At 70.3% G+C, this 25073-nt stretch carries 25 protein-coding genes and 1 pseudogene; 13 read left to right on the forward strand and 13 right to left on the reverse strand.

Annotated elements, in window-relative coordinates; all coding sequences use genetic code 11:
• Positions 1-45: 45 nt before the first annotated feature.
• Positions 46-633 carry a flavodoxin family protein gene (locus tag QP089_RS07290; protein ID WP_285910575.1) on the reverse strand — a complete coding sequence of 196 codons (588 nt, stop codon included), beginning with the start codon at positions 631-633 and terminating at the stop codon, positions 46-48.
• Positions 634-872: 239 nt separating this feature from the next.
• Between QP089_RS07290 and QP089_RS07295 the strand changes: the two genes are divergently transcribed.
• From QP089_RS07295 to QP089_RS07325, 7 genes are all read left to right on the forward strand, one after another.
• Positions 873-1580 carry a TetR/AcrR family transcriptional regulator gene (locus tag QP089_RS07295; protein ID WP_285910576.1) on the forward strand — a complete coding sequence of 236 codons (708 nt, stop codon included), beginning with the start codon at positions 873-875 and terminating at the stop codon, positions 1578-1580.
• A gap of 23 nt (positions 1581-1603) precedes the next feature.
• Positions 1604-1924: a hypothetical protein gene (locus QP089_RS07300; protein ID WP_285910578.1), complete on the forward strand. Its 321-nt coding sequence runs from the start codon at positions 1604-1606 to the stop codon at positions 1922-1924.
• 450 nt (positions 1925-2374) lie between these two features.
• On the forward strand, positions 2375-2539 hold the full coding sequence (locus QP089_RS07305) for a hypothetical protein (RefSeq protein WP_285910579.1): 165 nt from the start codon (positions 2375-2377) through the stop codon (positions 2537-2539).
• A gap of 144 nt (positions 2540-2683) precedes the next feature.
• Positions 2684-3412: a spermidine synthase family protein gene (locus QP089_RS07310; protein ID WP_285910580.1), complete on the forward strand. Its 729-nt coding sequence runs from the start codon at positions 2684-2686 to the stop codon at positions 3410-3412.
• Positions 3413-4266: 854 nt separating this feature from the next.
• Positions 4267-4776: a hypothetical protein gene (locus QP089_RS07315; RefSeq protein ID WP_285910581.1), complete on the forward strand. Its 510-nt coding sequence runs from the start codon at positions 4267-4269 to the stop codon at positions 4774-4776.
• 676 nt (positions 4777-5452) lie between these two features.
• The gene (locus QP089_RS07320) at positions 5453-6532 is read left to right on the forward strand and encodes a carboxylate-amine ligase (RefSeq protein WP_285910582.1); all 1080 of its coding nucleotides are present in this window, start codon (positions 5453-5455) and stop codon (positions 6530-6532) included.
• Between the two features lie 178 nt (positions 6533-6710).
• On the forward strand, positions 6711-7652 hold the full coding sequence (locus tag QP089_RS07325; protein ID WP_446474011.1) for a DUF6924 domain-containing protein: 942 nt from the start codon (positions 6711-6713) through the stop codon (positions 7650-7652).
• A gap of 39 nt (positions 7653-7691) precedes the next feature.
• Here the strand turns inward: QP089_RS07325 and QP089_RS07330 are convergent.
• Both QP089_RS07330 and QP089_RS07335 read right to left on the reverse strand, forming a co-directional pair.
• A pseudogene (locus QP089_RS07330) lies at positions 7692-7862 on the reverse strand (beta-1,3-glucanase family protein); the annotation flags it as partial.
• Between the two features lie 87 nt (positions 7863-7949).
• Positions 7950-8795, reverse strand: a complete 846-nt coding sequence (locus QP089_RS07335) for a helix-turn-helix transcriptional regulator (RefSeq protein WP_285910584.1) — start codon at positions 8793-8795, stop codon at positions 7950-7952.
• Between the two features lie 103 nt (positions 8796-8898).
• Here QP089_RS07335 and QP089_RS07340 point away from each other — a divergent pair, with 103 nt between their 5' ends.
• Both QP089_RS07340 and QP089_RS07345 read left to right on the forward strand, forming a co-directional pair.
• Complete coding sequence (locus QP089_RS07340; RefSeq protein WP_285910585.1) at positions 8899-9837, forward strand: SDR family NAD(P)-dependent oxidoreductase; 939 nt, start codon at positions 8899-8901, stop codon at positions 9835-9837.
• A 505-nt stretch (positions 9838-10342) separates the two neighbouring features.
• Positions 10343-10666: a YciI family protein gene (locus QP089_RS07345; RefSeq protein ID WP_285910586.1), complete on the forward strand. Its 324-nt coding sequence runs from the start codon at positions 10343-10345 to the stop codon at positions 10664-10666.
• 999 nt (positions 10667-11665) lie between these two features.
• Here the strand turns inward: QP089_RS07345 and QP089_RS07350 are convergent.
• The 7 genes from QP089_RS07350 to QP089_RS07380 form a co-directional block, all read right to left on the reverse strand.
• Positions 11666-12631: an ABC transporter substrate-binding protein gene (locus tag QP089_RS07350; protein WP_285910587.1), complete on the reverse strand. Its 966-nt coding sequence runs from the start codon at positions 12629-12631 to the stop codon at positions 11666-11668.
• Positions 12632-12668: 37 nt separating this feature from the next.
• A complete protein-coding gene (locus QP089_RS07355) occupies positions 12669-13439 on the reverse strand; it encodes an ABC transporter ATP-binding protein (protein WP_285910588.1) in 771 nt (256 codons plus the stop codon).
• The gene (locus QP089_RS07360; RefSeq protein ID WP_285910589.1) at positions 13436-14224 is read right to left on the reverse strand and encodes an ABC transporter permease; all 789 of its coding nucleotides are present in this window, start codon (positions 14222-14224) and stop codon (positions 13436-13438) included. Before QP089_RS07360 ends, QP089_RS07355 begins: the two co-directional genes overlap by 4 nt.
• The gene (locus QP089_RS07365; RefSeq protein WP_285910590.1) at positions 14221-14991 is read right to left on the reverse strand and encodes an ABC transporter permease; all 771 of its coding nucleotides are present in this window, start codon (positions 14989-14991) and stop codon (positions 14221-14223) included. The genes QP089_RS07360 and QP089_RS07365 overlap by 4 nt, the downstream gene beginning before the upstream one ends.
• Positions 14992-15230: 239 nt before the next feature.
• Positions 15231-16331: an alcohol dehydrogenase catalytic domain-containing protein gene (locus QP089_RS07370; protein WP_285910591.1), complete on the reverse strand. Its 1101-nt coding sequence runs from the start codon at positions 16329-16331 to the stop codon at positions 15231-15233.
• Positions 16328-17293, reverse strand: a complete 966-nt coding sequence (locus QP089_RS07375) for a hypothetical protein (RefSeq protein ID WP_285910592.1) — start codon at positions 17291-17293, stop codon at positions 16328-16330. The genes QP089_RS07370 and QP089_RS07375 overlap by 4 nt, the downstream gene beginning before the upstream one ends.
• 1 nt (position 17294) lies before the next feature.
• A complete protein-coding gene (locus tag QP089_RS07380) occupies positions 17295-18206 on the reverse strand; it encodes a TAXI family TRAP transporter solute-binding subunit (protein WP_285910593.1) in 912 nt (303 codons plus the stop codon).
• A 188-nt stretch (positions 18207-18394) separates the two neighbouring features.
• Here QP089_RS07380 and QP089_RS07385 point away from each other — a divergent pair, with 188 nt between their 5' ends.
• On the forward strand, positions 18395-19003 hold the full coding sequence (locus tag QP089_RS07385) for an IclR family transcriptional regulator (RefSeq protein ID WP_446474014.1): 609 nt from the start codon (positions 18395-18397) through the stop codon (positions 19001-19003).
• Here the strand turns inward: QP089_RS07385 and QP089_RS07390 are convergent.
• Positions 18972-19421 carry a MarR family winged helix-turn-helix transcriptional regulator gene (locus QP089_RS07390; protein ID WP_285910916.1) on the reverse strand — a complete coding sequence of 150 codons (450 nt, stop codon included), beginning with the start codon at positions 19419-19421 and terminating at the stop codon, positions 18972-18974. The two genes, QP089_RS07385 and QP089_RS07390, sit on opposite strands and share 32 nt — an antisense overlap.
• A gap of 192 nt (positions 19422-19613) precedes the next feature.
• Here QP089_RS07390 and QP089_RS07395 point away from each other — a divergent pair, with 192 nt between their 5' ends.
• Entirely contained in the window at positions 19614-20288 is a 675-nt protein-coding gene (locus tag QP089_RS07395) for a hypothetical protein (RefSeq protein WP_285910594.1), read from the forward strand.
• A gap of 746 nt (positions 20289-21034) precedes the next feature.
• Here the strand turns inward: QP089_RS07395 and QP089_RS07400 are convergent.
• On the reverse strand, positions 21035-21964 hold the full coding sequence (locus tag QP089_RS07400) for a LysR family transcriptional regulator (protein ID WP_285910595.1): 930 nt from the start codon (positions 21962-21964) through the stop codon (positions 21035-21037).
• 167 nt (positions 21965-22131) lie between these two features.
• Between QP089_RS07400 and QP089_RS07405 the strand changes: the two genes are divergently transcribed.
• Positions 22132-23568, forward strand: a complete 1437-nt coding sequence (locus QP089_RS07405; RefSeq protein WP_285910596.1) for an MFS transporter — start codon at positions 22132-22134, stop codon at positions 23566-23568.
• Between the two features lie 114 nt (positions 23569-23682).
• Positions 23683-23853, forward strand: coding sequence for a hypothetical protein (locus QP089_RS07410; protein ID WP_285910597.1), 171 nt, complete (start codon positions 23683-23685; stop codon positions 23851-23853).
• Here QP089_RS07410 and QP089_RS07415 read toward each other — a convergent pair.
• Positions 23823-25058, reverse strand: coding sequence for a styrene monooxygenase/indole monooxygenase family protein (locus QP089_RS07415; RefSeq protein WP_285910599.1), 1236 nt, complete (start codon positions 25056-25058; stop codon positions 23823-23825). The two genes, QP089_RS07410 and QP089_RS07415, sit on opposite strands and share 31 nt — an antisense overlap.
• Positions 25059-25073: the final 15 nt, after the last annotated feature.

A 25073-nucleotide genomic window follows, 5' to 3' on the forward strand; every position in this document is an offset into this window, starting at 1 on the left:
CTCCTCGGAAAGAAACTGGAAGGCGATTTCTGGCGGACCGTTGTGTCAGTGCGCTGCGGCGGTCAGTCCGGCGCGGTGGATACGGGTGTGCTCGGCGACACGCCGGCCGAGGTGGCGGGCGGTGTTCAGGTCTGCATCGTGGACGGTGGGGGTGTCGTTGAAGCTCTGTGCGCCGGCGCCGAGGTAGAAGCCGAGGCGGTTGTCGTCCTGGGGGCCGGATGTGGTGGTGTTCCAGCCCGGCAGGAGGTTCAGGCTCACCCAGAGCATTCCGTGCTGGGCCGCCAGGAGCGCCAGGTACTGCAGGGTGTGCAGTTTGTCGCCGCTCATGGAGCCGGAGTTGGTGAATCCCGCCGCGAGCTTGTCGCTCCAGGCGCGGGTCATCCACCGCTTGCTGGTGGCCTCGGCGAAGGCGTGGAACGCCCCCGACGCGGTGCCCATGTAGGTGGGAGTACCGAAGATGATGGCGTCCGCGGCGTCCATCAGGTCCCAATCGGCGTCGCTGAGGGAGGCGACGTCCACGCGGTGGACGTGCGTCCCGGCGATGGAGCGCGCGCCGTCGGCGACGGCAGTGGCGATCTGCGCGGTGTGGCCGTAGCCGGAATGCGACGCGATGACGATCGAGATATCGGGCACGGGTGTTCCTATCCTGCCGCGATGGCGGCGTGTTCGGTGGTGTGCCGGCAGACGATGAGCTGCCCGCTGCGGCGGTCGGCCGCGCTGCTCCACGAGTGGGGAACCGACGGCCCCTGCCGAGGTGCGGCGCATGCCCAGGTCGCGGGCCGACGCCGACCACCATCAGCATGGATCGTCGTTCCGCTCTAGACAGTAACACCGATAGAGCAGCGATACGCAATATGGGATATCGTTGTTCCATGAACGAGGCACGACGCGCCGCGCGGCGCCAGGTACTGCAGGTGGCGGCCAAGCTCCTGGAGGAGGGCGGCAGCGAAGCGGTCTCCACGCGCGCGGTCGCCGCAGCCGCCGGCATCACGGCCCCCGCGCTCTACCGGATGTTCGACGACAAGGACGGACTCCTGGCCGAGCTGGCCGCCTACGGGTTCGAGATGTACCTGGCCGAGAAACGGGAGGCACTGGCACTGACCCCGGACGACCCGGTGGCCGACCTCTACCGCGGCTGGGACCTGCACGTCGACTTCGGACTGCGGCACCCCGCGTTCTACATGCTCATGTATGGCACTGTGCGGCCCGGGCGGCGGCCCCCCGCCGCGGACGAGGCGCACGCCCTGCTGGTGAGACTGCTGGGCCGGGCGGCCGAGGCCGGGCGCCTTCGGGTTCCGGTGGGGCAGGCGACCCGCGTCATCCATGCGGCGACGACGGGTGCCACGCTGGCGCTGATCGGTGAAGAGCCCTCGCAGCGGGACCTGACCACTTCGGCGCGGCTGCGGGACACCGTCATGGCCTCGGTCACCACGGACTCGCCCGCCTCATCCGGGTCCGACCTGGCCTCGCACGCACTCGCCCTCGATGCCGCACTTGAAACCGCGCTCAGCACCGGGGTACCCCTGCGAGACACGGAGACGGCTCTGCTGCGCGATTGGCTACAGCAGTTGGCAGGCTGAAGGGGCCGCCTACTCCGCAGGCGGTGGGCGCAGTCGGTTACGCCGGCCGTGCAGAAACTCGATGTGCGTGTCGGCAAACGACCGCCCTCGCCTGCGACCACGACATCAGCCGCGGCACCATCCGCACCGCCATCCGCACCGCCGTCGCCGACCTCCTGCCCGAGTACACGCCCGCCGGCCCCGGCGCCCCGGCCCCGGAGCCGTCCGTCGTCGACATGCGGGGCAAGGTCGTCGACTTCCTCCGCGCCGCCGAGCTGGACGACGTCGAGCGGGCCGCGCTCGACCACGGCCCGGTCCAACTCCGGCACGGTCAGTTCCAGTGCGCCGAGCAGGCGTTCGACTAGCAACGGCGGCAGCGAGCCGAGCGCGTCCCGCACCGGCGAATCGCCCGCCCCGGGTCGGCTGCCATGGGGTGTCCACGCCCCGGCCCGGTGCCTGGTGATCGATCCACGGATCGGCCACGTGCCGTCGGCGGTTGCCCGCAGCCGCCCGGCCTCGGCCGCCGGTCCCTTCGGAATGCGGGCCACGACCAGCGGAATCGCCCCCGCTACCGGTCCGGCCAACTCCTCCAGTAATGCGTCAGGAACCTCGACCACAACAGCTCCGGTCGCCACCACGTACAAGACGACACAAAAGTCTAGCCACCGACATAACCACTGGTAGCCACAACAGATAGCAGGTAGCCGAGGCAGATCGGCGGCCTCCGTCCGACCCAGCACCATCCACAAAACGGGTACCGGCGAGCCGCAGATCGTCGACACAAGAAACAATCTGCGGCATGAGAGTTCATCACCATGACAGTCATCACCCGTGCAGATCGTCTGCACGCCAGAGCTCTAGAGGTGATAGACGGCGAAGCGAAGGCGGTCGCTGTCGGCAGTGCAGGCCACATCGTCGGTCCCGGCGCGGCCGCCACCGGCGAAACCGCCGATTTGAGACAAAATCAGCCGTCGGCTTGATCTGCAGTGTCGCCCCATGCTCCGCGGGAGGGGTAGCGTCAGTGGCAGCCCGACTGACCGGGGCGTTCCGGGGTCGTGGCCACGCGGCCACCGGTCGGACTTCCACGGAATCCGCGGGTGCGGGAGACGGGAACGGAGGGGTGTATGAGCGCGCGTTTCGAGGAGATCGACTGGCGTCAGACGGCCAAGGGCGCCATTAGTCTGCGGCGGCGACGGGACCCGGCTTCGGGCACCGAGGTGTACGAGGTCAAGCTCGACGATGACTTCCTCATGTCCAGTCAATTCACGGCCGGAGAGATCGCGCTGGCCCGGCTCGGCCTGGAGCCGCTGGCAGACACCCACCTCGACGTGATCGTGGGCGGGCTGGGTCTCGGATACACCGCCCATGCCGTGCTGGAAGACTCGCGTGTGCGTTCACTCACCGTCGTGGAAGCACTCGATGAAGTGATCGGATGGCACCAACGACGTCTGGTGCCCCTGGGCGCAGACCTGACGTCAGATCCGCGTTGCCGCCTCCTCCATGCAGACTTCTTCTCCCTCGCCGCCGATCCCCACGGCTTCGATCCGAGCATTCCGGGACGCCGCTTCCACGCCATCGTCGTCGATATCGATCACTCGCCGCGACATGTGCTCGACCCCGCCCATGCGCCCTTCTACGAGCCCGGCGGCCTGCGCGGACTCGCCGGCCGGCTCCACCCAGGCGGTGTGTTCGCCCTATGGTCCAACGACCCGCCGGACGAACACTTCAATGCCGTACTCGCCCAGGTGTTTTACGTTTCACAAGCACATGTCGTCGAATTCCACAACCCTTTCCAAAACCGGGCCGCGACCAACACGGTCTACGTAGCAAGAACACAACCGGCCCAGGCGTAACGCCGACCAACCGATCTGCGCCACGAGAGGGCGTCGACAATCCTCAAGGACTGGGCCAGGATCGGCTGCGTAAGAGGACGAGTGGAGGATTTGATCCGTGCGGCCGTCTCCCCCGGAGAGCAGTTGGCGACCCCAACGGGTCGCGGCGGCTTCGGCGTTGCCCGCTACACCACCGATGGGCTGGCGCTGCTCCTTGGCCGGGCCGATGTCCCCGATCTTAAACCGCTGGACAGGATGGCCGGTCCAGACCAACTTAGATTGGCGCCTTGCTTGTATCGTTGACCGTCCAAGGATCGGCGCGTCGGGGCTGCTGCCGAGCTCGCCGATAACCCCCATATCGTGGCGTGTCGCGAATGCGACCTCCGCGTATCGGATGGCGCTAGTATTTGTCCTAACTGCGGCATTGAGTGGCCGGATGGTGTAACGCAACTGGAAATCAACGGTTTCTCGACTGGCCGGGACTATCGTACCGATGCTGGCCTGGATCGACTCAAACCATGTGGGGACCCGATGGGATTCCTTGGGCTCGAAGCGAGCCTCCCACGGAGATGCGACCAATGGCTACGCAGGGCGCAACCTGCGCCCAGGGTGAAACTGGTGCCGAGCACCGGGGCGGCCAGCATCAACAGTCCAGGGCCAGACTCCCGCGACGTCGGCCTCTTCACGCGAACGGGCCCCGGGGGCCGCCGGTGTTCCTCCGGGGGTCAGATGCGGCGATGTGCCGGCAGGCGCCGGCGACCGACACATTTCCATAGCTGACCACATGTTGCCCGCGCGCTTGACCCCCTATCAGCGTTCGGGCTGTAGTGAGGGCGGCGACGCCGCCAAGGCGTCCTCGAACGGGGGAGGGCATCGTGCCCACTGCAATCAGCCAGAATGACCTGCTCAACGACCTGAACGGCTGGTACCAGGCCGAAGCCCACCTCATCGACACGGCATACAACCTCAAGGGCGGCGGCTGGGAGCAGTGGGCCATCGTCCAGTTCCTGTGCTGGCAGATTGCCCATCGCGGCGCGCAGGCCCCGAGCTACCAGCGCGAGTACATCGCGCCGCCGTTCCCGGACCGGGCGTACGACATCGCTTACAACATGCCACACGAGGTCCTCGTCGACAGCCGCCACCCGCTGATCCTTACGCAGTGGAAGGCGCTCAAGGACGGCAACGCGGCGAGCATGGGAGCCCAAACCGACATCGGGACGCTCCAAGAGGTCCGCCGGGTCCTCGGCCAGACCGTCCAGCTGTACCCCATGCTGGTGATTCTGAGCCCGCAGGATGTTACCTTCCCGGGCCATGGCGTGGTCGGCCCACTGAGCCCGGGCGGTGTCCGCCTGTACGTCTCCAGCCCCGCGACGTTCCCCGGTTAGCTATCAGCTACCTGCCCCACGGTCGGGGGCGGTGGCCGGGGGGACGGGGGACGTGCGTCCGCGACCCGCCTGACGCTCCGGCTGATGCCCGACGCCATCACTGCGGACCACAGTCCGCAGCCGTCCACGCCCGGCGGACGCGAAGCCCTCGACCGCACCAAGATCTCGGCGTCCTTCTCCCGATCGGTCAGCGGAAGCAGACGCAGCACCGCGAACGTGTTAGCCACGGTCGAGTAGGCCAGTCGCAACGGCACGACCGCCCATCATCCCGAGGCGAGGGCAGTGTCGCGGCATGCCCCGCGACAGTTCCCCGCCCTACGCCGCAATCTGCCGGACATCACGCCTCTCACCTGCGCAGACGTACATTTCGGCAAGCACAGGGACAAGGTCCAGATAGTCTTCGACGCTTGGACGGCGGCCGGGGACGGCTCTCTCCACGCAGCGGGACGGACTGCGACGCCCTGGCCCGTCGCTGGGCGGCGGTCCGGCTCGCCGACGACGAGGGCGGCGCCGGCTCCCTTGAACCGGCACACTGGCGGGAGCAAGCTTTGCGCGAACCACCGGCGAGCCGGCGCACTCGCGGTTCGATGAGTTTGCGGGCGCGCGGCACAGGACGCCGGTGTCCGATGCCGGCAGAGGAGCGACCGGGCTCCGACGGAGTGTCTGGAGGCGGTACGTGCTGACCGTGGGCGTTGAGGAGGAGTACCTCCTGATCGATGAGCACTCGGGTCTGCCGGTCGCCGACAGCCGCAGAGTCAGACAGGCCGCACGCCGGATGTGCGACCCGCACCCGGACGAGGTCCAGCTCGAACTCCTCCAGGCCCAGATCGAGATCGCGACACCGGTGTGCGACACCCTCGACCAACTCAGCGACCACCTGCGGCGGCTGCGCGGGAACGTCGGCGAGGCGGCCCGCGAGACGGGGCACCAGCTGGCCTGCACGGGCTGCGCCCCCTACCGCACGCCGCAACCCGTCCCCGTCACCGCGACCGAGCGCTACCACGCCATGCGCGACAACTCGCGCATCCTCGCCGACGAGCAGCTCATCTGCGGGATGCACATCCACCTCGGCATACCCGACAGGGACGTGGCGGTCAGCGCGCTGAACCGCATGCGCCCCTGGCTCCCGCTGCTCCTCGCCTTGGGCGCCAACTCACCGTTCTGGGAAGGGAACGACACCGGGTACGCGAGCTGGCGCACGCTCATCTTCGGCCGGTGGCCGGTCAGCGGCCCGCCGCCCGCCTGCACCGGCGCCGCCGACTACGACGAGCGCGTCGCAGGCTTGATCGACGCGCGCGTCATACCCGACCGATCGCATCTGTACTGGCACGCACGGCTGTCCGACGGGCATCCCACGCTGGAGATCCGTGTGCTGGACGTCCAGCTCCACGCCGACACGGCCGTCGCCCTCGCCGGCCTCACCCGGGCCCTGGCCACGGCCTGTCTCACCGGGGGCGCCCCCGACCGCCGGTTCGACCACCCCGAGATCCTCCAGGGCACCACGTGGCTCGCGGCGCGGCACGGCCTGGACGCCGAACTTGCCGTCCCCCTCACCGATCGGCCCCGTCCGGTCCGCGACCTCACCAGGGCGCTCATCGAGCATCTCGGCTCCCGCACCGATGATCCCGCCTGGCCCGCTGTCAGTACCGAGATCCACCGGCTCCTGGACCAGGGCAACGGTGCCCAGCGGCAGCGCCACGCCGTCGCCACCGGAGACAGGGACCGTCTGCTGCGCACCATCACCGCCGGCTGCTGACCCCGGCCGTGGGAACCGTGGGCCCCGTTGACACGCCCCGACGGAGCGGTTGCGAACGGCCAGGACTGGGGTGCCCGGCCCGCCGCCGGCGGCGACGGCCTTGAGGTCAAAGTGTCCTACCGATGCACCACCATGGCCGGAACCGTCACCGCGACAGCGGCTTTTCCGGAGGAGAACCATGGCTTTTCCCACCCTTCCCCAGCCCGCGCCCGGCGAAGTGCTTTTGGTGTCCACCTGCTTCAGGGACGGCGCGCCATTATGGGGCGGGCTGCTCAATGAGATCCGAGGTCGCCGGGAAGGTGATGTGCTCGTCGTGGACGGCGATGTACGGCTCCGCCTGGTCGAAGGCCCCGCCTGGAATTCCCTGCACGGCGGGAACGTACCGGCGGTCGTCCCTGACGGCGGCCCGGCGCAGCAGGTCGCCGTCCTGGCGGACATCTCGGTGGCCTATGGCGGGGGCGGGCCGCTGCTGATCGACCTGGCCGGCGCGCCCGGACGCGGCGTCCGGGTCCCGCCGGCCCGGCTCGGCGAGGTCCTGACCGCCATGACGAGCGGCGCCCTCACGTTCGACCGGCTCGTGCGCGACATGGACGTGTTCGGGATGTACCAGGGGGACGGAGGCCGGCCGGCCTTCCCCGCGCCGACGGCGCCCCCGCACCGGGCCTTCCCGGCGCTGCCCGCCACGGACGCCGCCCTGCTGGTCCGCACCTGCTTCGACGACGAGGACGGCTGGCGCGCCCTGCTCGCCGCCCTGGACGGGGGCGACGAGCAGGGCTGGGTCGGCGCGGACCTGGACCTGGAAGAGATCGACGTCGAGAACTACCCGCTCACGGCGCGGGTCGTCGACGACCGGGCCTTTGAGGACCTCCAACCGGGCCAGGTCCCCGCGCTGGTCCCGCCGGAGAAGCACACCACGCTGGTCGCGCTCGCCGACGCCAGGACTTTCGCCGAGGCGGGCCGCCCGCTGACGGTCGTCGACCTCTACGACACCCCTGGGCAACCTGCCGTCCTTCCTTGCGACAAGGTCGGATCGCTGGCGTGCAATTTGGAGCTCGCCAACATGGACTTCCACGAATTCGTCGCTCAGAAGGACGTCGAACCGTGGTGGGAGGCTTCCTGAAGCCGCCCGCCGCGGAGGCGGCCGGCGGCGGGCGGCGTTCTAGGCGACGGTGACGGTCGGGCGTTGCGGGTTGCCGTCGCTGGCGGCGCCGGAGACGTCCGGCTGCCCGTCGGGACGGACGTCGTCGTAGCTGAAGGCGTATCCGATCGGGGTGTTGGCGTACAGGATCCCTGCCCAGTGGTCGGTGGTCGGGTCGCGGTAGCAGTCCGCCTCCCGGGTGCCGTTTGAGCGGACGTTAGGGAGAAACCCGGACGGACGCCCGACGGCGTGTCACCCAGGACTTCCGAACATTCGTTCTCAGAGCTGTAGCGACTGAGTGCCCAGGACGACGGCGAGGTCCAGGCGGTCGGCGTCCTCGGTGCCGGGCTCGGCGGTGTAAACGGTGATGCGCAGGTCGTCCAGGGCTACGAGCAGCGTGTCGCAGTCCAGGGTGATCGGGCCGACCGCCGGGTGGTCGATGGTCTTGCGTCGGGACGGGTCGGCCGGGGGTGGCGGTGCCTGGGCGTCCCAGAGCTCGGCGAAGCGCGGGCTGCCGGAGGTCAGGTCGGTGATCAGGCGTCGCAGCGCACGGTCGGCCGGGTAGCGCGAGGCGGTCAGGCGCAGGTCGGCCACGAGCCGGGCCTCGTGCTCGGCTTGCTCCTGAGGGGTGTGCACGACCCGTGAGGGCAGGCGGGTGACGTTGCGCCAGACGGCGTTGCGGTCCAGGCCGCGCCAGGTGGTCGTGTCGCCCATGAGCGCGTCGTAGGGCGCGTTGGCCAGCACGAGTGTCCAGCTTGCGTCGTAGACGACCACCGGGGTGTGCGAGAGCCGGTCGAGCAGCCGTTGCACGCTTGGGGTGATCCGGGACGGCACGATGTCCGGGCCGGGTGCGGCGTGCCCGGCCAGCCGGTAGAGCAGGTCGCGTTCGGTGTCGGCCAGGCGCAGTGCCCGGGCCAGTGACTCCACGACCTGCGCTGACGGCGCGGTCGCGCGTCCCTGCTCGAGGCGGGTCAGGTAGTCGGCCGAGATGCCTGCGAGCGCGGCCAGCTCCTCGCGGCGCAACCCGCTGGCCCGGCGTCGGCGGCCCGCCGGCACGCCGATGGCCTCGGGTGCCACCCGGTCGCGCCAGCGGCGTACCGTCCGGCCGAACTCCCACGCTTCCACGGGCTCCAGTGTGCGCCAGGCCGCGCTGGGTTGTCCTGGCCCTGGCAGTCCTACGAAAACCGGACGACTGGCTGCGCCCGGCCAGGTCTCGCAGGCTGCGGTCATGACCGAACCTGGAACTGTTCTGATCACCGGTCCGACCCGCAACCTGGGCCGCCACGCCGCGCTGGCCGTGGCCGGCCGCCCGGACGGGCAGCGACCCGACCTGCTGTTGGTCGGCCGTGCCGGGCGCGACCTGACAGCGGTCGCCGACGAGGCCCGTGCCCTGGGGGCGCGCGTCCACGAGATCGGCTGCGACCTGGCGAGTCTGGCCGACGTCCGTGCCGCCGCGGCCACCGTGCGCGACCTGCTCGCCGCGGGCGCCGTCCGGCCGCTGCGTGCGCTGGTCGCCAACGCCGGCACCATGTCGCCCGATACCCGGCGGGCCTCGCCTGACGGCTACGAGATGACCTTCGCCGTCAACTACCTCGCCCACGCCCAGCTCACCGGCGACCTGCTCGGCTCGTTCACCGTCCCGGCACGGGTCGTGCTGCTCGGCTCGAACACCTATCACGCCAACGTCTGGCGCAAGCTGCTGGGCGTGGCCGAGGCCAAGTGGGCCGACCCGATCGAACTCGCTCGCCCGGCCACCGGTGGAAAGGCCCCGGGCATGGCCGCCTCCGGCGTCGCCTACTCCAACGCCAAGCTGGCGATCCTGTACTACGCCCACGAGCTGCAGCGCCGAGCCGGCGCCGGGATCAACGTGTCGGTGTTCGAACCGGGCTGGATGCCCGGCACCGCACTCGGCCGTGGCACCCCGAAAACGTTCCAGGCGATCGGCCGCGCCCTGGGCCGGATTCCGGGCGTATCGACGCCGTGGCGCTCAGGGCCGCTGCTGGCCGCGATGGCCCTGGACGACAAGTGGGCGCACCTGCGCGACGGCGCGTTCGTGCTGAAGACCAAGCCGACCGAGGTGCAACCGGTCGCCCACGACCGCGACCGCGAGCGACGCCTGTGGGAGGCGACCGCCGAACTGTTGGAACGCGCAGGCGCGTCGCGTTAGTACACACCGCCCCGGACAACGGCGCAGCCGGCCCCGGACGGTCGGCGGCCTGTGCGGCAAGCGACGTCTTGATTCAATGGTGGAGCCGCTTCTCGTGAACATTCAGACCAACCGCCCCCAACCAAGTGGTGCCGAAGCTGACGGACAAACGGTGCCCGTCCTCGCGAACGAAACCACCCTGGACGCGGGCGCGCGAACGTTGCTCTTGCCGAGAAGTCGGCGACCCGGCGCTCGGTGACCGGCGACCGGCATCAGGACGGCCCGGGCATCTCGTCGCCGACGAGGGCTGCTCCGACGGCATCGTCCGCACCTATCTGCGACGGCCCGCCTCATCGACACGGCGCAACGCGTTGTCGTTCTCGGCCCGGATCACGAGAAAGAGGTGAGCGGCCATGTCGACGTGGTCGGCAGCCGGTCGGCCGCGCGGCCGCAGTACGCGCGGGCTTGGGGCCACCTGCCGGGCGTACCGCTCTGACCTCTTGACACCACAGGAGATGATCGTTGGATGCAGTACCTGATCTCCGTGATCCACGACCAGGCCGGACTCGCCACCCCGGAGGAGCACGCTGCGATCGACGTGTTCAACGACCGGCTCCAGACCGACGGCCACTGGGTCTTCGCCGGCGGCCTGGCCTCGCCCGAGACGGCCACCGTCATCGACGACCGGGGCGAGCAGACAATGGTCACCGACGGGCCCTTCGTGGAGTCGAAGGAGTACCTCGCCGGCTTCTGGATCATCGAGGCCCCCGATCTGGACGTGGCGCTCAAGCTCGCCGCCGATGGGTCGAGGGCCTGCAACCGGAAGCTCGAGGTGCGGCCGTTCCTGTGAGCGACGTCGACGCCCGCGAGGCGGTCACCCGGACCCAGCCCGAGAAGTGGGCCCGGTCCGCGCCCGCCCACACCGGCCTCGAGCACGGCGGAGCGACCTGCGGGGCTTCGTTATCCCGGTTCGGAGCCTGACCTGCGAGTTTCCCGAGCGGGATCATGCTGTGGTCGGGCAGGCTGGGCCGCCATCTTCTCCCGACGCCATCTGGAAACCGTGCTCAGGATCTACGCCGATCATTTCAATGGTCACCGTCCGCATCGTTCCGTGGGACGACGACCTCCTACTCCCCCGCCCGAACCGACCTCCATCAGCAGCAACGCCGCCATCCGCCGGACGCGCCTCCTCGGCGGTGTGACCAACGAATACCGCAACGCCGCATAGCGATCACCACGCCCGAAGCGACACGGAAGTCCAGGTCAGAGCGAGAATCCGGCCGGTGGCCGCCTGCGGGTTTGCAGTCGCGGAGCTTCCCACCGGTGGTGGGATACCAGCTGGGGATGCGGAACCTCTTGGTCGGGCGCGGGGTGTCGGCGTCCTCACCGGGGCCCGCATCACGCCTTCGCCGGGGACACCCTGGACCGTCGACTCCCGGCGAGCACCGCCCGGCGGTCCGGCCGCGCCTTGGACCCGCGACCAGATGGCCGCCCGCGCCGCCGCCGAACCCGCCGACGGCGACTACGTCAACTGCGAGTCAGAAGAAGCCGGCGGCGATCGAGCAGATGGTCCAGAGCCGCGCCCAGTTCGGCTCGGTCGGCACCGTCCTGCTCGGGCTCCCGGTCGCCGCCGGCATCGTCGGGTTCAACGCGGTCATGATGGCCATCGTGCTGGTCGGGCACGACATGATCCGCCGAATCGCCAGGATCGCAACGGTGGTGGCCCCATGTTCATCGCCATGACGGGTGAAGCTGCTTCTTGATCTCCCCCAGGCCCCTGCCCTCGCGCCCAGACGAAGTCGTCCGCGTGGGTGCTCAGAAGGGGCGAAAGCACAATCCCGGTCATGCCTTATTGCGCCAGGACATCCTGCGGCCGGATCGGCTTGTCCAGGAATCCGAGCCTGGTCATCGTGTCGGAGACGTGCTTCATGGCTGTGGGGTCGTTGTCGGTCTGCCAGGTGGTGGGAATGGCGATCGATGATGCCTGTGATGGGGTCAGGTGCATGAAGGTGGGCAGTGTCCTACGAACGAGGCCCGGGTCGCGCTGAGCGAGTTGGGAGGCCTCTTTCAGTGCCGCCTTGAACTTGGTGACGGTGTCGCGGTGGCTGTTGATCCATGCGCCGGTCCCGGCCCATCCGGCGATCGGGAAGCCCGCGGCGCTGCCGGCCCAGGCGTCGATGATCCGGGGATTGCCCGCCGATCTCGCCTGGCTCTCCTGCGTGCCGGTGAGCCACGAGGCGTCGACCTGGCCGTTGTTGAGGGAGGACAGGGCGTTGGGTACCGGGACCTGGACGAACCTGACGTCCTTGGGACCGATGCCCGCCTCGGCGAGCCGCAGATCGGTGACCAGATCGGCGATGGAGCCCGTGCCGGGAACGCCTATCTTCTTGCCCCTCAAACCGGCCATGGAGCGGATCGCGCTGCCCTTTCTGGTGAAAATGCCGTCGGCCCCGGCCTGGCCGGCCCGTGACTGCGCGACGAATTTCAGTTTCAGGCCGTGGGAGACGCCGGAGAACACCGTGACGTAGTTGACCATGCCGATGTTCACCCCGCCGGACTGCAGTGCGGCGACGATGGAAGAACCGGATTGGCCGGCTGCGACGGTCACGTCCAGGCCCTGCTTGGCGAACAGGCCCTTCTCCTTGGCGATGTAGATGGGGGCGACGTTGGGCTGGGGCGACACGAGGATTTTCAGCCTGGTGTCGCCGGATGCTCCGGAGGATCCGGAACCCGACGAGCAGGCCGAGGCGGCGACGGCCAGCATCCCGGCCGCGACGAGGATCGAGGTCTTGCGGGCATGGCGAACAGAACGCATGACGGCTCCAGGGGTGGGATGGATGAGCGAAAGACGTTCAGGAACTGTGGATGAGGTCGTAGATCTTCGCGCGGATGTCGAGGTACTCCTCGAGCCGCTTGGTGTCGACCTGGTCGCGGGGATAGGGCAGGTCGACAGCGACGGTCGCCATGACGTGCGAGGGACTGCCGGACAGCACGAGGACGGTGTCGGCGAGGTAGACGCTCTCGTCGATGTCGTGGGTGACCACCACGATGCTGGTGGCGGTGTCGGCCCGGATGGTCAGGACCAGGTCTTCCAGGTCCGCGCGGGTCTGGGCGTCCACGGAGGCGAAGGGCTCGTCCATCAGCAGCAGCCGGGGCTCGGTGACCAGTGCCCGGGCGATCGCCACGCGTTGTTGCATCCCTCCCGACAGCTGCCAGGGGTACTTGCGGACCGCGTCGGCGAGCCCGACCATCGACAGGGCCTCCTGGGCGCGCCGATGCCGTTCGGCTCTGCCGAGGCCGATGCCGCGCAGCGGGAACTCCACGTTGCGGATCACGCTCAACCAGGGGAACAGCGAACGGCTGTAGTCCTGGAACACGACCCCGACGCCCTCGGGAATCCCGCGGATCGCCTCGCCTGCGAAACTCACGACACCGCGGGTGGGGGTGACGAGGCCGGTGAGGCAGCGCAGCAGGGTCGTCTTCCCTGCGCCCGAGGGGCCGACGATCGACATGGCCCGGGTCGCCTGGAGTTCGAAGTCGATCGAGGCGATCGCCTGGTGTGACCGGTCACCGGTTCCGTAGCGGTGCTCCAGCCCCTTGACCGCGAGGATGGGAGGGGTCACTGAGTCCTCCTTAGGACATGCCATCGCAAGGCGTGTTTCTCGATGAGCAGGAACAGGGCGTTGAACAGCACGCCGAAGAACGCCAGCACGGTGAGGGTGGCCCACAGCGCGGAGACGTCGAAGGTGTTCTGTGCCTGCAGTGCGGCGCCGCCCAGGCCGCCGGCTCCGGCGAACATCTCCGAGCCGACCGACAAGACGATGGCCAGGGACATCGCCACCCGCAACCCGGCGAACATCTTCGGCGCGGCCGCGGGCAGCAGCACGCGGAAGAAGCGTTTGGCGGGGCCCAAGTGATTGAGCCTGGCCACGTCGACCTGGAGGGGTTCGATCTCGGCGACACCTGCGGCGGCGTTGAGCAGCACCGGCCACACACAGCCGAAGACGACCACGGTCAGGTGCATCGCGGTGCCGACGCCGAGGACGGCGATGGACAGCGGCACGACGACGATCGGCGGTGTGCTGCGCAGCAGCAGGAGCGGCGCGCCGGTGTAGTCGCGGGCGGCGGGCAGCGCGCCGATCACCGCGCCGGCGACGATCCCGGCGCAGGAGGCGATGACCCAGCCCGCCAGTGCGGTCCGGAAGGTCTGGCCGATGGCCGACCAGGCCGTCTCGGAGACGAACAGGTGACCGGCGGGGCCCGACAGCCAGTCGGTGCGCAGCCGATCCCAGATCGCCGACGGCGCGGGCAGGAAGAAGACCGGGTGGACGGTGACCCGCCATTGCCAGACCGCGATGATCGCGGTCATCACCAGGACGCCGCTCAGCACGCCGGTGCCGCGCCTCATCGGGCCCGCTCCGCGGCCCAGGGGCAGGTCAGCCGGGACGCCAGTGCGACGGCGGCACCGATCAGGATGCCGAGGACGCCGGTCAGCACCGCGGTGGCCCACAGCACATCGACGTCGCCGGTGGAAGTGGCCTGGATCAGCACGCCGCCGAGCCCGTGCCCCGCCGAGGCCAGATACTCGGCGCCGATCACGATGATCAGGGCGAGCGGGGCGGCGGTGCGCAGGCCCGCCATCAGGAACGGCAGCATCGAGGGCAGCACGACCCGGACGACCACCGCGAGCCGTCCGCAGCCGAGGACGCGGGCGGCATCGCGGGCCTGGGAGTCGACCTGCCCGACGCCGTAGACGGTGTTGAACAGCATCGGCCACCAGCAACCGAACGCGCCGACCACCACCTCCATGGTCTGGCCCTGGCCGAGCGCGAGGATCGCCAGCGGGATGAAGGCGACCGCCGGGACGGGACGCAGGATTTCGAACGGCAGCCCGAAGGCGCGGTAGGCCGACCGGCTGGATCCGAAGGCGACACCGATGACCACGGCCGCGGCCGAGCCGGTCACCACCGCCATCCCGACCGCGATGACCGTCGCCAGGACGGCGGCGGCGAAGCCGTCCGCCGTGACCAGCTCGCCCACCTGAGCGGCGAGCCGGCCCAGTCCGGGCACGGCCCACCGGCGCGGGCCCCACGCCGCCAGCATCTGCACCGTCAGCGCCAGCGACGCGAGCCCGAGTCCCCCGCGCAACGCCGTACGCACCTTCGGACCGCTCATGTGCGCCAGGTACCGCCATCGCCGGGCGGGCACTGGGCTGGTTTCTCTGGACGTGGTCGGCTCCTCACCTGAGGTGTTGCAGGTCACATCGAGTCTTCATTTTGACGTCCTGAAGGTCAAGACTTATGTCCTGAAAATCGGATCTGCTTGCGCGCGTGTTCCCGGGTGCGCGTCTCACCTGCCAAAAGGGTGCGCCGAAGGCCCGATCGGCGCGGTGGGCGCCGGGCCTCGGCAGTCGATCAAGGGTGGACGACCGCCATCCACATCGGTTCCGCGCGGGACAGGACGGCCGCCATCGCTTCGGGCGCGTCGCGGAGCGCGAACCGGTGGGTGATCAGCTCGTCGGCCCGGAGCCGTCCGGAGGCCAGCAGCCCGAGCACGGCGGAGGTGTCCTCACGCGTGCAGCCGCGGGTGCCGACGACCTTCCAGCACCGGGTCATGATGACGCGGATGGGGAACGGCAGCCGGTCACCGCTCCCGCCCATGTGGACCAGGGTCCCGCCGGTCGCCAGCGCCTCCATCGCCTGCGCCGTGCCGGGGCCGCCGGGCAGGTAGTCCAGCACCGCGTCGGCGCCTTCGGGCAGCAGTTCGCGAAGCCGACCGGTCAGCGCCCCCGTCTCCGCCCAGTCGGTGCCGAGATCCTCCAGCGCGACCGTGCGGACCGGCACCGAGCCGGCGAGAGGCCGCACCGCCTCCAGCCGCTCGGCCGACCTCCCGACCAGGATCAGCTCTCCCACCTGGAACGATTCGGCCAGCTTGGCGGTCGCGGTGCCCATCGCACCGGTCGCCGCGGTCACCACGACACTGGCGCCCGGGTGCAGGCCCGCGCCGGTCAGCGCCCGGTGGGCGTTGCCCAGTTCGTGGAGCTTGGCGGCGATGTCGAAGCCGACGTGGTCGGGCAGCGGATCGACCAGCCGTACCGGAACCCGGACGTACTCGGCGAGCCCGCCGTCGTGGTAGCGGGCGTACATCTCCATCGGCCCGGTCCCGAACGCGGCATTGCCGATCATCGCGGCCTGGGCGCACATCTGCTGCCGCGCGGTCGTGCAGTACCGGCACGACCCGCACGACAGCATCGGATGCACCCGGACCCGCGCCCCCACCAGGGACCGCCCGGTGTCCGCCCCCGCGTCGACCACCGTGCCGGCCACCTCGTGCCCGGGCGTGCTGGGCAGGTGGGTGAAGCGTCCACGCGCCAGGTGCTTGACGATGCTGGGGGCCAGACCCGCCGAGGCGACCTTGACCAGCACGTCCTCGGGGCCGAGCTCGGGCACCGGCGCCCGGTCCAGATGCAGGTCGAGGGAGCCCTCCCGGACGCGGACCGCGAGCATGTCCGTCATCGCAGCGCCTCCAGTTCGGCCGAAGTGATCGGACGGGCCTTCTTGGTCGTCTCGGCCACCTGCGGCATGGTCTCGACGGTGGCCACCACCAGGTGCGTGCTGGGCCCGGAGTGGAGACCGGCAAAGGCGACACCGCGCGGGATGCGAACGAAGTCGCCCGGCACGAGGTCGACCGTGCCACGCTGCGTCACCAGGGTCCGGGTCCCGCTGACCTGGTACTGGATCTCGTCGGCGTCGAGGTGGCGGCGGTAGAGCCGACCGTCGGACGAGGCGGCCACCACCTGCCCGATGAGGATCTGCGGGGTCGCGTACAGCCAGGCCGTCTGCCCGCAGCGCACCAAGGGGATGCGGGCGTCGGTGCGCTTGGCCCGACCGATCAGGAGCCGCTCGTCGGCCGGCGCGACACCGATGCCCTCGCCCTGCCCGCCGCGCATCGCGGTGATCATTTCGTTCTGCACGACCGGTTCCCAGCCGGGGAAGGGCGTCTCCAGGCATTCGGCGACCCGGGTCGGCGGGAGGCGTTCCACGACCGGGCCGGGGCTGTAGAAGAGCAGGTGGATGTCGGCGTCGCCGAGGTTGTCGTGCGCCACCCCGGTCGGGATGCGGGAGAAGTCACCGGCGGTGTGGGTGATCGTCCCGAGCTCGCTGATCAGGACCCGGCGGCCGGCCACCTGGTAGGAGAACTCCTCCACATCGGCGTTGCGGTGGTAGAACCCCTGGCGGCCGGTCATCGTCTGGATCTCCATCCGCAGGGAGTCGCTCTGGAACAGGCCCTTCGGGTGGGTGCGGCCGCGGTTGACGTACTCGGGGCTGAAGTGGACGACCTCGATCGGGTCGTGGTCGCGCAGGGCGCGCGCGCTGATCGGCAGCGGCTCGCCGATCAGGAGCTCCTCCCGGCGCTCCAGCACCATGGGCGGTCCGGCGAAGGGGAAGGCGTCCAGGTGCTCATGCACGAGGCCCATGTCAGAGGTATCCCCTCTCCTTGTAGAAGGCCGCCGCACCAGGATGTAGCGGTACCGGCGGATCCAGCGGCAGGCTGCGCATGTCGATCGGACTGGTCATCGCGGCCGTCGGTCCGGTGAACCGGCCGGAGATCCGGTCTTTCTGCTCCTCCAGCGCCTCCAGCACCAGGCGCGCGGTCTCGTCCGGCAGGTCCTCGCCGCAGTACAGGATCCAGCCGGAGAAATCGATCGTCGGCACGTCCCGCTCGACTCCCCGCAACCGTCCCTTGCGCAGCACGCCCGGCCGCATCCCCAGCTCGGCGCAGCGGGCCAGGACGTCGGCCTCGATCGGCAGGTAGTCCAGCTCATGGGTTTCGCTGATCCGCTTCCACCGCCAGGTCATGACCGCCTCGTCGAAGACCGCGTCGAACGACGGGTCGACCGGCACCGACTCCGGGAGATTGGGGTACTTGGGCCGGTCGTGCAGGATCCGGCCGCCCCACGACTCCAGGTCGGCGACCGTGAAGCCGTAGAGGGAGAACAGCTGCTCCAGCGCGATGGCGGCGGGGTGGCCCGACTCTCGCGTGGGCATCGAGATCTTCAGTGGAAGCCGCCGATCGCGCACATCGCGCAGGTTCGCGACGCCGTGCTCCTTGCGCACCGCCAGCACGAGTTGGTCGTCGTGCGCGAAGCAGGCCAGGGTGCGCAGGCCCTCCTCGCCGCTCAGATGCCACGCCGGCGTGGTGATCGCCGCCTGGTAGTGCCCCTGCCTGACCAGCTCGGGGCCGTTCAGGGCCAGTTCCGCGTACGGGGTGCCGGTGACCGTCGAGACCGTCGAGCCGTGCGGCAGCCCGCCCCGCGCGAGACCGTGCGCGATCAGGCTGCCGACGTCGGTGAAGTTGCCGCCGGGACAGAGAAGCTTGAGATCTACCACCGTGTTCTCCCTTGCGAAGGTTCCGGCAGAGTATCCTGTCTCGTAATTCATGACTAGAGTCCTGATAAGCGGGACTGCCAACGGACACCGCCCGACTCCGCAGAACCACGAGGAGCAGCGGCCCGCGGGGTACCGGCTCGGGCCGAGAGTCTTCGAGCGGGCGCGGCTGGCCCGCAAGGGGATCCGGGCTGTCGGAGGTCGCGCGGCCGGTGATGCGGGAACTGGCCGACCGGGTCGGCGAGGCCGTGCTGCTGACGCGCCGGACGGGCGCGACGGTGGTCTGCCTCGAGCGGGAGGAGGCCGACCACCCCGTCCGGCTGTCCTACGAACGAGGCCATGTACTGCCCGTCAACGCGGGGGCCTCGGCGCTGGTCCTGCTGGCCTGGGCGCCGGACAAGGAGATCGACGAGATCATCCAGAACAGCGGGCTGCCCAGATTCACCGGAGCGACGGTGACCGACACCGGCGTGCTGCATGAGCGGCTGGCGATGATCCGCGAGTGCGGAACGGCGGTCTCGCGCGGCGAACTGGACGAGGACGCAGGCGGCACCGCGCTCCTCATACCGCGCGACTCGTCGCTGCGGCTGGAGTTCCACCGGGCCGCCGTCCGTCCCGTGCCGCCGCCCGCCTGCCAGCTCGGACGGCCTGCCTCAAGCCGACCCGGACGGACGTCGCCGTGCTGCCGCACCAAACGCGGCGGCTCGTGCCCATGCCATTCGGCCCCTGCGACTCGGGCAGACCGCACCACGCTCAAAAGGGTCGGTGTTATCCGTCGACGAGTCGTGACAGCAGGGTGATGAATCGGCGCCGCTGGGCGGCCGTCAGAGGCGCGAGAAATTCGTCCTGGATGCCGTCGATGACCTTGTCGAGTTCGAGGAGCCGTTCGACGCCCGCCGGTGTGATCGTGACGATGTTCCGCCGCTTGTGGGCGGGATCGGCCGCGCGCTCGACGAGGTCGCGGGACTCGAGCTTGGTCAGGGCGGCGGTCACGTCGCTGCGGTCGATCCCGGTCATGCGGCCGAGGTCGGCCTGGCTCGCGGGCCCCCACTCCTCCAGCGCGGCGAGGAGCCGGTAGTGGTAGCTGCGCAGTCCGTCGCCGTGGGCCTCGAAACCAGCGCCGAGCAGGCCCGATGCGCGTGCGTGCGCTCGGCTGACCAGCCAGGTCGCGCGTCCTTGGAGCCGGGCGGGCGTACGGCCGGCGTCGTGATGGGGCATGGGCACCCGCCAAGTCTAATAGTTGTGGGTCGCGCCAACACTCGCTATGTTGGCCATACCAACACTCGAAGCCGGGTTCACCGCCCCGGTGTCCGCCCATCCACGACGACCCTTCATGGGGCCGGGCGAGATTTTCGGCCATGCCGCCGAACCGCGGCCGGTCTCGAAATCCGCCGCCAAGGAGATCTGACAGTGAACACTTCGCCGAAAACCGAATCCGGCCGCGTTCTCGTCATCGGACGCAGCCCCAGCGTGCTCCTCGCCACCGTCGACATTCTGCGCGCCAAAGGCTATTCCGCGGACACCACGAACCAGTTCGACCGGGTCCTCGACGACTACGACGTCACCGATCTCGACGTCCTGGTCTTCGGCGGCATGGTCCCCGCCGACACGAAGCGACGCTTGCGCGAGGCCGTCTCCGCGCGCAACCCGGACGTGACCTTCGTCCAGGGCCTCGCCGGCATCGCTGGTCTCATCGCCGCCCAGGTACAAGCCGCCTCGGCCGGAACGTCCGAAGGCGGCGAGGTCGTCTACGACGCCGCACAGCGCTCGATACGGCTCGCGCTCGACGATGCCGCCACCGTCACCGTCGAGGCGTGGTGGCACACATCGTTCGTCCCCCCGGAGCCCAAGAGCGCGTCGGGGCTCGTGTTCGACGGCCGACTCGACGCGGGAATGCACGTCATCCCGCTCCCTGGCCAGGTGCCGCCCGAAGCGTCCTTCGCCGCCGTCACCATCGGCTCGTCCGTCCGCGTCTTCACCGTCGGCCCCATGCCCGACGCCGTCAGGCGGCTGGCGCCCACCTCGGCCGCCGACGATCGGCTTCCCCAGGTCGACCGGGTCACGACCGGCGACGACGACCGGTAACGCGACCGCAGCGGCACCGCGCCGTCCGGTCATCGCCTTCGCGCGGTTCCTGGTCGTGCTCGACGGCACGATCATGATCGTCACGCTCCCGAGCATCCAGGGCTCGCTGAAGATCTCTCCGGCCGACCTGAACTGGGTGGTCAACGCGTACTCGCTGACGTTCGGCGGGGCTGATGCTCGTCGCCGGGCGGGTCGGCGACGTCTACGGCCGCAAGCGGGTCTTCCGGACCGGCCTGGTGCTGTTCGGCGCGGCCTCGCTGTTCGGCGGGCCGGCCCCCACCGGCGGGATACGTAATTTTCGGCAGGCACAGCGCCCGGCGCAGCCCCCGAGCGGCCGGCCGATCCCGCGCGGCCCGGTGACCCGCACCGTCCAGGAGATCCTCGCCAACGTCGCCGCGAACCAGGGCGTCACGCCGGTGCCTGCGCACGCCGTCAAGTACTTCGCCCCGGCGACATCGCCTACATTCCGATCCACGACTCGCCCGGCCTCGAATGGGCGCTCATCTGGCGGAACTCGGGAGAGCCGTCGCTCGTCCGCGCCTTCGCCCAGATCGCTCAGCACCTGCGTGAGCGCCGACGACGGTCGAGCGGCCGCCCCGCCTGATCGTGGTCGCCGCCCTGATCGCGGGCCCCGCCGGAGCCGGTCCCTCGTCCCGCCGCCGCGGTCGCGTGTCCATCCGCAGGATCGAACTGCTCGCCGGAGCGCGTGAGCAGTTCCGGGATCGGGCAATGCGCAACCGTTCGCCCTACGAAGCGGGGCGGCCGCGTGCCGCCGCGAATGTCGCGGCGGTGTCGGCGAGAGCGCGGATGCGGGCGTTCTCGCGGGCGGTCACCCAGATGGGACCGATCGGCATGGCGGAAAGGTCGTGGATGGGGATGAGCGCGATGTCGTCGCGGTGGGCGAGCTGCGCGGTGAAGGCGTCGATGCTCGGATGGACGATGTGTCCGCGCGCGACCGCGGCCGTCGCCACCCCGTAGGCATCGTCGTCGCCGAGGTCGTAGGTGCGGTGAATCGGTTCGCCCGAGGGGGTGGCCGGTGGGATGAAGTGGTCGAAGAGGGCGCGGGGGAACAGGGCCGGCCGTGTGGCGGTGCGGCGGCCGGCGAGGTCCTCGATCGATATCGAGTCCCGGCCCGCCAGCGGATCGGCGGCCGCGACCGCCAGTACCCGGGAGGCGTGGTGGATCGCCGGACCTGCGGTCAGGTCGGACTGCTCGCGGGGGTCGAGGATCAGGTAGGAGATCAGGACATCGATCTCGTTCCGCCGGAGCGGTTCGTAGAGGGCGCGATAAGGGATGTGACTGAGGGCGATCCGGCTTCCGGGATGGCGGGCCTCGTGGGCGCGGACCAGGCGGTTGAGGGTTTCTCCACCGGTCGGCAGAAGGAATCCGATGCGCAGCGTCCCGGCGATCTGGCCGGCCTCGGCGCGGGCGTTGCGGAGAGCGTCCTGCAGCATCCGGTAAGCGGGTTCCGCCTCGGTGCGGAACCGGCGCCCCAGCGGGGTGAGGCGGACGCGGCGGCTCGTGCGTTCGAACAACGGTGCGCCGATGTGGCGTTCCAGGGCGGCCACGGCCCGGCTCACCTGGGGCTGGGTGAGGAGGAGCCGCTCGGCGGTGCGGCCGAAATGCAGTTCCTCGGCCAGTGTCAGGAAGACTTCCAGTTGCCGCGCGTCCGTCAATCGAGGTCACCCGCCCCGGGTCGGTCACGATCCATGCAGTTCCGGCATCGATCGTTGCACACAACGGTGTTGCTGGTCGATCTCGCCGCCCTGCACGCTCGAAGGAAGGGATCAGGCAGGGAGTTCGGTGTGGACGGGGCAGCCGGTCGCGCCGCCGAGGAGGACCCGTGACCCAGGTGATCAGGACGCCCGTCGACGCCTCGGACGGGCTGCGGCTCTCGCAGCCCGCCGGCCGGTGGGTGGTCGTGGCCACGGCGCTCGGCGCAGGTCTGGTGCTGCTGGAGACCACGGTGCTCAACGTCGCGCTGCCTCCGATGGCGCGCGACCTGGGCGCGGGCATGGCCGGGATGCAGTGGACGGTGAACGCGTTCGCGCTGGCGCTGACGGGACTGATCCTCTTCGGCGCCGCGCTCGGGGACCGTTACGGGCGGCGGCGGATCTACCTGGCCGGACTCGCCCTTTTCGCGACCGGCTCGCTGCTGGGCGGCTTCGCCCCGGGCATCGGCTGGCTGATCACCGCGCGGGCGGTGCAGGGCGTCGGCGGCGCGTTGCTCGTGCCGGGGTCGCTGGCCCTCATCCAGGCCGCGTTCCACCCTGGCGACCGGGCGCGGGCGGTCGGCGCCTGGTCGGGCATGAGCGGGGTGGCGGGGGCGGCCGGTCCGCTGCTCGGCGGCGTGGTGGTCGATGCCGCGGGCTGGCGCTGGGTGTTCTGGATCAACGTCCCGATCGCGGCGGTGGTGGCGTCGCTGGTGGCCCGGCACGTCCCCGATGCCGGCGGGACGGCCGAGCGCGGCCGCCTCGACGTGGCCGGGGCCGTCCTGGCGGCGATCGGGTTCGGCGGCCTGACCTACGGCCTCACCGACGCCGCCGGCGGGCCGCCCGCGGCGGCCGCCGCCGCGATCGGCCTGCTCGGGATGGCCGCCTTCGTACTGGTCGAGCGGCGAGCCGCGGCGCCGATGCTGCCGTTGGAGCTGTTCGCCGTCCGGGAGTTCAGCGCGGCGAACCTGGCGTCGTTCTGCCTCTATGGCGCGGTCGCCGGGATGTTCTTCCTCCTACCCATGCAGCTCCAGATCACCGCCGGCTACTCGCCGCTGGCGACCGGGCTGGCGCTGCTGCCGATCACCGCAGTCGTGCTGGTCCTGTCTCCCCGCACGGGAACGCTCGTCGCCCGCGCCGGCCCCCGCGTCCTGCTCACGGCCGGGTCCGTGACCTGCGCGGCCGCGGCCCTGCTGGCGGTGCGGATCGGCGCGGACGCCTCCTACCTGGCCGAGGTGCTCCCCGTCGTCCTCGGCGCGGGCCTGGGCATCTCGGCGATCACCGCCCCGATCAGCGTCACCGTGCTGTCCGCCGTCGCCGGCGACCGCGCCGGCATCGCCAGCGGCGTCAACAATGGTGTCGCCCGCGCGGCCGGACTGCTGGTCGTGGCGGTGCTACCGCCGCTGGCGAACCTCCCTCAGGACGCCACCCACAATCCGGAGGCGCTGGACCGCGGGTTCGACGTGGGCATGGTGGCCTGCGCCGGGCTGTACCTCCTCGGCGCCGCGGTGGCCTGGTGGGGCACCGGGCGCATCAGGCCAGCCGCGGAAAGCGGCCGTCGGCCCTGATGGCCCGACCACCGAACACTCGTGAACTGGCCGCCTCCGGGATCCTCGTGCCGGCCGACATGGGCTACGTCAGCGCCGGCCCGCACCGGGGTGCGGATGCCGAGAATGAACGCGGTGACGGAACGGTGGGTCCAGACCTGCAGCCGCGAACCTCTCGACTGGACGTTGATCTGGAACCAGCGGCACCTGCTCCACACCCTCCGCGAGTTCGAGGCCTTCTACAACCGGCATCGGCCGGCCGGGGCGGGCGGTGGTCACCGGTCGCCGGTGACCGTCGCGAGGTAGGCCTCGGTCTTGGCAGGGTCGAGCAGCCAGTTGTCGAAGTCGGCGGGGTTGGCGTAGCCGTGGGCGAACCGGTGGGCGACGGCCTCGTTCGTCGCCGCGAGCGCCAGGACCTTCTGCACATGTTCGGGCAGCGGCCCGAGCATCATGTTGGTGTAGGCGGTCGGGTATCTGGCGTACTCCCAGTAGGCGTCGAACGTCCGCTGCATCCACGCGGCGTCGAACGGCCGGTCGCCGTGGCCGAGGATCGACCGGAAGTAGATTTCGGCGCAGCGGGTCGCGTTGTTGGCGCCCTGGCCGGTCACCGGGTCGTTGGCCACGACCACGTCGCCCATGCCGAGGACGAGCGCGGACGCCGACAGTCTCCCGACCGGATGCCGCACGACCGGTGCGTACCCGCCGTAGAGGGTGCAGCGCGCGTCGGTGGGCTCGGCATCGACGGTGCGTTCGTACTCCCATGGCGCGTACCGGCGCATCAGCTCCAGGGTGCGGGCGAGATGGTCCGCGGGGTTCGGACGGTCCTGCCAGCAGTCGAACGGGCCGCCGGGCACGGCCTCCCAGAGCAGGATGTCGCAGGGTCCTGTGTTGGTGTAGCCCGGCATGAAGAACAGCTCGCCGATCTCGGGCGTGGCGGTGATCCGCACATGCGGCTCGGGGTGGTCGGGCCACGGCGTCATCCCGTGCAGGTAGATGCAGGAGAGCTGCCGCTGCGGGCGGTCATAGGGCGAACGGTCCGGGTCGCGGTCGAAGAGTTCCACCAGCTCGCCCTTGCCCGCCGCGATGATCGTCAGGTCGTAGAGGGCGCAGAGGCCTTCCAGGTCCGACGTCATGACGCTGTGGTAGACGACGTTGCCGCCGCGCTGCTCGAACAGCTCCATCCAGCCCGCCATCTTGACCCGCTGGTCCACCGACTGCGCGTAGTGGTCCCAGCGGCCGAGCGTCTGGAAGGCGCGCGTTCCGGGCGGGTCCGCCACCGTGACCCGCTGGGCGACGATCCGCGGCGCCTGCTCCTCCCACAGGTTCAGCCCGTGGTCGCGCTCGATCTGCAGCTGCGGCCAGAAGATGCACTGGGTGGACATGATGCGGCCGTACCGGATCTCCTCCGGCGTCCGCGCCGACATCAGCGTGACCTCGTATCCCTCGGACTGCAGGCTGAGGGCCAGTTGCAGGCCGGCCTGCCCGGCTCCGACGATCAGGATCCTTCGCAATGCTTCCTCCTCGGG

This window comes from Actinomadura opuntiae, assembly GCF_030283205.1.
Lineage (GTDB): Bacteria > Actinomycetota > Actinomycetes > Streptosporangiales > Streptosporangiaceae > Spirillospora.

Bases quoted from the DNA above. Each gene is read 5' to 3' on its own strand.
- QP089_RS07375 (WP_285910592.1), bottom strand. From the start codon at position 17,293: ATGGGCCTCGTGCATGAGCACCTGGACGCCTTCCCCTTCGCCGGACCG.
- QP089_RS07390 (WP_285910916.1), bottom strand. From the start codon at position 19,421: ATGCCCCATCACGACGCCGGCCGTACGCCCGCCCGGCTCCAAGGACGC.
- QP089_RS07340 (WP_285910585.1), top strand. From the start codon at position 8,899: ATGACCGAACCTGGAACTGTTCTGATCACCGGTCCGACCCGCAACCTG.
- QP089_RS07350 (WP_285910587.1), bottom strand. From the start codon at position 12,631: ATGCGTTCTGTTCGCCATGCCCGCAAGACCTCGATCCTCGTCGCGGCC.
- QP089_RS07345 (WP_285910586.1), top strand. From the start codon at position 10,343: ATGCAGTACCTGATCTCCGTGATCCACGACCAGGCCGGACTCGCCACC.
- QP089_RS07305 (WP_285910579.1), top strand. From the start codon at position 2,375: ATGACAGTCATCACCCGTGCAGATCGTCTGCACGCCAGAGCTCTAGAG.
- QP089_RS07325 (WP_446474011.1), top strand. From the start codon at position 6,711: ATGGCTTTTCCCACCCTTCCCCAGCCCGCGCCCGGCGAAGTGCTTTTG.
- QP089_RS07310 (WP_285910580.1), top strand. From the start codon at position 2,684: ATGAGCGCGCGTTTCGAGGAGATCGACTGGCGTCAGACGGCCAAGGGC.
- QP089_RS07360 (WP_285910589.1), bottom strand. From the start codon at position 14,224: ATGAGGCGCGGCACCGGCGTGCTGAGCGGCGTCCTGGTGATGACCGCG.
- QP089_RS07295 (WP_285910576.1), top strand. From the start codon at position 873: ATGAACGAGGCACGACGCGCCGCGCGGCGCCAGGTACTGCAGGTGGCG.
- QP089_RS07365 (WP_285910590.1), bottom strand. From the start codon at position 14,991: ATGAGCGGTCCGAAGGTGCGTACGGCGTTGCGCGGGGGACTCGGGCTC.
- QP089_RS07370 (WP_285910591.1), bottom strand. From the start codon at position 16,331: ATGACGGACATGCTCGCGGTCCGCGTCCGGGAGGGCTCCCTCGACCTG.